This window comes from Streptomyces sp. NPDC059142 (assembly GCF_042755665.1).
Lineage (GTDB): Bacteria > Actinomycetota > Actinomycetes > Streptomycetales > Streptomycetaceae > Streptomyces.
Genome location: NZ_JBHZDA010000038.1, coordinates 27,196 through 32,818 on the forward strand (window position 1 = coordinate 27,196; position 5,623 = coordinate 32,818).

The window sequence follows — 5,623 nt, forward strand, 5'->3', positions numbered from 1 at the left end:
GGGCGGTCGGGCGGGCGGGGGGGCGGGGGGGGGGGGGGGCGCCCCCGGGGGGGGCGGGCCCCCCCCCCCCCCCCCCCCCCGGGCGCGGGGTGGTCTCTCACTCCTCCCGGACGTGGCGCGGGGCCGCGGGCCGCAGCCGGTAGGCGTACGTGTAGTCGCGTCCCGCGTGCAGCAGGTACTGCGCCAGCGGGGCGGCGCCCCAGGAGTTGATGCCGCCCACCCCGGTCTGCCGGTGGTTGACGGCGAGCACCGTCTCGGGGCGCCGGGTCAGCTCGTACGGGTGCCGGGGTCCGTCGAGGTCGGCCGGCGTGTGGTGCAGGGCGCTGGTCTCCAGCAGGGGTTCACCGGGCGCCGGGTCGGCGGCCACCAGCAGCCCGTCCCCGGTGCGGTCGGTCAGCGAGAGATGGCGTACGTCCGTCATGTTGCCCATCTGCTGCGGGCGGGCGTACGGCGGCGGCTGCTCGTCGACCGTGGAGCGGTAACGGCCCACGAAGGCGGCGGACTTGCGGTCCCAGAAGTTCTCGTGCGGACCGCGCCCGTACCAGTCGATCCGCTCGAATCCGGCGGGCACCGTCAACAGGGTTCCCACCAGGGGCAGATCGGGCAGCCCGGAGGGCGCCCGCAGGGTGTGCCGGATCCGTATCTCCGCGTCGCCGCGCACGGTGAGCACCGTGTGCCAGTCGGCGGTCACCGGAGCGGTGGGCAGGGTGGCGCCGATCTCGACGGTGACCTCGCCCGGCGCGGAGTGCCGGGCGGTCACCGAGGTCACGGTGCGCCGCTCGCCCGCGTCCCGCCAGGTCCGCAGGGTGTTCTGGGCGCCGCGCCCGATGTCGTTGTCGGTGGGGGCGCGCCAGAAGTTCGGCACGGGCCCGGCGGCGAGCAGGAGCTTCCCCCGGAAGCGGTACGCGGAGAGGGTGCCGGACGCCTTGTCCAGGACGACCTCCACGTCCCGGCCCGTCACCCTGATCTCCCCCGCCGACTCGTCGAGCCGGAGGGCCGGCAGCGCCCGCCCGGACGGCGCGGCGCCCGGGGCCGGGGCCGGCGTCCGCGGTTCCAGGGCCAACTGCCCTTCGGCGACGGTGTGTCCGGCGCGGGCCCAGTCGGTCGCCTCGCGCAGGACGAACGCCAGGTTCAGCCAGTGCTCCGTGCCGGGCGCGGACGGCCCGGGGGCGCGGAACGGGATGCGTACGGTCGCGGTGGCACCCGGCGCCACCTCGGGCGCGGGCAGGGTGCCGTGCTGGATCGGCTCACCGTCCCGGGTGAGCGTCCACCGGAGTTCGTACGCCTCCAGACCGGTGAAGAGCTGCTTGTTGTGGACGCGCACCGTGCCGCCGGACGCGTCCGCGGACAGCTCACCGGCGCCGATCCCGACCGGCTGGTACATCTGCTTGATCTCCAGCAGCCCGGGATGGACGGAGCGGTCCGCGTCGACCAGACCGTTGCAGGAGAAGTTGCCGTCCGTGGGGTAGCCGGGCTTCCAGTCGCCGCCGAACGACAGATAGGTGCGTTTCGGATCCCCGGGCACCGGCAGCCGGATCGCCTGGTCCACCCAGTCCCAGACGAAGGCTCCGTGCAGGTTCGGGTAGCGTTCGAGGGCGTCCCAGTACTCGCGCACATTGCCGCCGCTGTTGCCCATCGAGTGGTTGTACTCGCACAGCAGATACGGGGTGGGGTTGCCGGATCTGCCGTACGCCTCGACGCCCGCCGGGCTCGTGTACATCTCGCTGTGCAGGTCGGCGACGGCGTTCATGCCCTCGTAGTGCACCGGCCGCGAGGGGTCCCGGCCGTGCGTCCACTCCGCCATGGCACGGAAGTTGGAGCCCTGGCCCGCCTCGTTGCCGAGGGACCAGACGATGACGCTCGCGTGGTTCTTGTCGCGCTCGACGACCGCGTGCATCCGGTCCAGACAGGCGTCGGTCCACTCGGGCAGCGAGCCGGGCACCCGGTCGCGCACCCCGTGGGTCTCCAGGTTCGCCTCGTCGATCACGTAGAGGCCGTACTCGTCGCACAGCTCCAGCCAGCGCGGGTGGTTGGGGTAGTGGGAGGTGCGTACCGCGTTGATGTTGTGCCGTTTCATCAGGACGATGTCCTGGACCATCCGCTTCTCGGGCACCGCCTGGCCGTGGTCCGGGTCGCTCTCGTGGCGGTTGGTGCCGCGGAGCATGACGGGCGCGCCGTTGACGGTGAACCGGCCGGGACCGTACTCGACTTGGCGGAATCCGATGCGGGTGCGCTGGACGTCGACGGTCCGGCCCGTCGCGTCCGCGAGGGTCACGACGAGTGTGTACAGGTGCGGGGCCTCCGCCGACCAGAGCGCGGGGGCCGGGACGGCGGCTTCGAGGGTGACGGCCGCGTCCGGGCCGCCCTTCGTGTCCCGGCCCGCTTCCGCTCCCGTACCGTCGAACGCGACGCCGCCTTCGAGCGGTCCGCAGCGGACGCGGCGTCCCTTCGTGTCGTACAGCGTGGCGGTGAGCCGGTGCCCGTCCGGGCTGCCGGGGCCCAGGTTCCGTACCGTGACGTCGAGGGTGAGCACGGCGTCGCGGTAGGCCGCGTCCAGCGCGGTGTGCGCGAAGAGGTCCTGCACCCGTACGGCCGGGGTGGCGTAGAGATAGACGTCCCGGAAGATCCCGGACAGGTCGATCATGTCCTGGTCCTCCAGCCAACTGCCGTCGGACCAGCGGAAGACCTCGACGGCCAGGGTGTTGCGGCCGGGGCGCAGCCGCTCGGTGATGTCGAACTCGGCGGGGGTGTAGCTGTCCTCGCTGTAGCCGACGCGCTCGCCGTTCACCCAGACGAAGAAGGCCGACTTCACGCCCTGGAAGGAGAGGAGTGTGCGCCGCCCGTCCCAGGCGCGCGGCACGGTGAAGTCCCGGCGGTAGGCGCCGACGGGGTTGAACTCGCGGGGGATGTCCGGGGGTTCGGGCGTCTCGTACCCGACCCAGGGATACTTGATGTTGAGATAGATGGGCTCGGGGTAGCCCAGCATCTCCCAGTTGGACGGTACGGGGATACGGTCCCAGCCGCTGTCGTCGAAGCCGGGGGCGTGGAATCCGGTGGGGCGGGTCTCCGGGTTCTTCGACCAGCGGAAGCGCCAGGTGCCGTTCAGGGAACGGTAGTACGGGGAGCGGGTGAGGTCTCCGCGCAGCGCGTCGGCGACGCCCGCGTACGGGACGAGCCGGGCCCGGTGGTCCTCCCGGTTCACCTGGAAGACCCGCGGGTTCGCGTCCCACTCCGTACCCCCGGCGCGCGCGGTGCTCGCGGCGGCCGGGGTGCCCTCCGCGGCGAACGCCCGCTTCTGCGCGGTGAACACGGACCAGCCGGCGAGGGCGGCGGCTCCGGCGGTGAGCAGGCTGCGGCGGCGCGGCCCGGCGCCGTACGGGGAGTTCTGGTGGAGGTCGTTCGGTCGGTCTGCACTCATGCGGCGGCTCCGAACGGAAGGCTACAAGAACCACCAGCTTCCGGCGGAACCACCCACCACACAAGGCCCGATGGCCTACTTTCGGACCATCGGGCCCGGGGCCGGCGCCCCTTGCCCGCCCGGCGTCAGCTCACCGGTCGCGGTACGTCTCCAGCAGCCGCAGCCAGATCTCGCTGATCGTCGGGAACGAGGGAACGGCGTGCCACAGCCGGTCGATCGGGACCTCACCGACGACCGCGACCGTCGCGGAGTGCAGCATCTCGCCGACCCCCGGTCCCGCGAAGGTCACCCCGCGCAGGATCTCCCGGTCCAGGTCGACGACCATACGGGCGCGGCCTCGGTAGCCGTCGCCGTACAGGGCCGCGCCGGAGACGCCCGAGAGGTCGTAGTCGACCGCGTGGACCCGGTGGCCCGCCGCCTCGGCCTCCGCGAGGCTGAGGCCGACCGCGGCCACCTCCGGGTCGGTGAAGACGACCTGGGGGACGGCGGCGTGGTCGGCGGTGGCGGTGTGGGCGCTCCACGTGTCCGTGGCGGACACCGTGGCGCCCTTGGCGCGCGGGGCGTTGGCGGCGCCCGCCGCGCGGGCCTGGTACTTGCCCTGGTGGGTGAGGAGCGCGCGGTGGTTGACGTCGCCGACCGCGTACAGCCAGTCGCTCCCCTCCACCAGACAGGTGTCGTCGACCGCCAGCCAGGAGCCCGGCTCCAGCCCGACCGTCTTCAGCCCGAGGTCGTCGGTGCGCGGGGCGCGGCCGGTGGCGAAGAGGATCTCGTCGGCCTCGACCCGCTCGCCGTCCGCCAGCACGGCGGTGACGGGCCCGCTCGCGCCGTCGCGTTCGACCGCGGTGACCGACACGCCCGTACGGACGGTGGCGCCGGCCTCGGTGAGCGCCTCGGTGACCAGCTCGCCCACGAACGGCTCCATCCGGGGGAGCGGTCCGCCGCCCCGGATGAGCACGGTGACCTCGGAGCCGAGCGCCCGCCACGCGGTCGCCATCTCCATCCCGACCACACCGCCGCCGACCACCACGAGCCGCGCCGGGACGGTCGGGGAGCTGGTGGCCTCCCGGCTGGTCCACGCACCGGCCCCGTCGAGTCCGGGCAGCTCGGGCAGGACGGCCCGGCTGCCGGTGCAGACGGCGACGGCGTGCCGCGCCGCCAGCGTCCGCTCGGCGCCGTCGGGGCCCGTCACCGTCACCCGGCGGGGGCCGTCCAGCCGGCCGTGGCCGCGGTACAGGACCGCGCCGGTCCCCTCCAGCCAGCCGACCTGGCCGTCGTCCTTCCAGTGCGACGTGAAGTAGTCGCGGTGCGCGAGCACGGCCGCGGCGTCCAGCGGGCCCCGGGCCGACTCGCTCAGCCCCGGCACCCTGCGCGCCTCGGCGCGCGCGAGGGCCGGGCGCAGCAGCGCCTTGCTGGGGATGCACGCCCAGTACGAGCACTCGCCGCCGACCAGCTCGCTCTCCACCACGGCCACGCTCAGCCCGGCCGCCCTGGCCCGGTCGGCGACGTTCTCCCCGATGGGGCCCGCGCCCAGGACCACCACGTCGTACTCCACAGCTTCTGTCATGGGGACAGTCTGGAGGGCGGTGGGCCGCATGGCCAGACGATCATCGGGCAGGGGCCCGGGGTGTCAGGAATACGGCGGCGGCCCGGACCGTTGTCGCAGGCGGCTTCACCGGAGAGCAGGAAGAGGTACCAGGCCATGGCCACAGTGGAACTCACCAAGGAGAACTTCGACCGGACGGTGTCGGAGAACGACTTCATCCTGATCGATTTCTGGGCTTCCTGGTGCGGTCCGTGCCGCCAGTTCGCCCCGGTCTACGAGAAGGCGTCGGAGCGTCACGACGATCTGGTCTTCGCGAAGGTCGACACGGAGGCTCAGCAGGAGCTCGCGGCGGCCTTCGAGATCCGTTCGATCCCGACGCTGATGATCGTCCGGGACAATGTCGCGGTGTTCGCCCAGCCGGGCGCCCTGCCCGAGTCCGCCCTGGAGGACGTGATCGGTCAGGCGCGCGCGCTGGACATGGACGAGGTGCGCAAGTCGGTCGCGGAGGCCGAGGCGAAGAACGCGGCCGAGGGCTGAGCCCACCCGCCCGATCGGGCCGGAACGGACCCCCACACGCCGGGGGGGGGGGCGGGGGGGCGCCGCCACGCACCCCCCGCCCCGCGCCGCCGGCGGCCCCGCCGCAGCGACCGCGCCCCCCCACG

Annotated in this window: 3 protein-coding genes; 1 reads left to right on the plus strand and 2 read right to left on the minus strand. The window is 73.6% G+C overall.

The features are described from left to right. Window positions 1-97: 97 nt before the first annotated feature. Together ACFXPK_RS16390 and ACFXPK_RS16395 are read right to left on the minus strand one after the other, a co-directional pair. On the minus strand, window positions 98-3,418 hold the full coding sequence (locus ACFXPK_RS16390) for a glycoside hydrolase family 2 TIM barrel-domain containing protein (protein WP_385075833.1): 3,321 nt from the start codon (window positions 3,416-3,418) through the stop codon (window positions 98-100). Window positions 3,419-3,548: 130 nt separating this feature from the next. Next, on the minus strand, window positions 3,549-4,982 hold the full coding sequence (locus tag ACFXPK_RS16395) for a dihydrolipoyl dehydrogenase family protein (RefSeq protein ID WP_385075836.1): 1,434 nt from the start codon (window positions 4,980-4,982) through the stop codon (window positions 3,549-3,551). Window positions 4,983-5,117: 135 nt separating this feature from the next. On the opposite strand from ACFXPK_RS16395, the gene trxA reads away from it, so the two are divergent. Then, window positions 5,118-5,498 carry a thioredoxin gene (trxA, locus tag ACFXPK_RS16400; RefSeq protein WP_385006240.1) on the plus strand — a complete coding sequence of 127 codons (381 nt, stop codon included), beginning with the start codon at window positions 5,118-5,120 and terminating at the stop codon, window positions 5,496-5,498. Window positions 5,499-5,623: the final 125 nt, after the last annotated feature.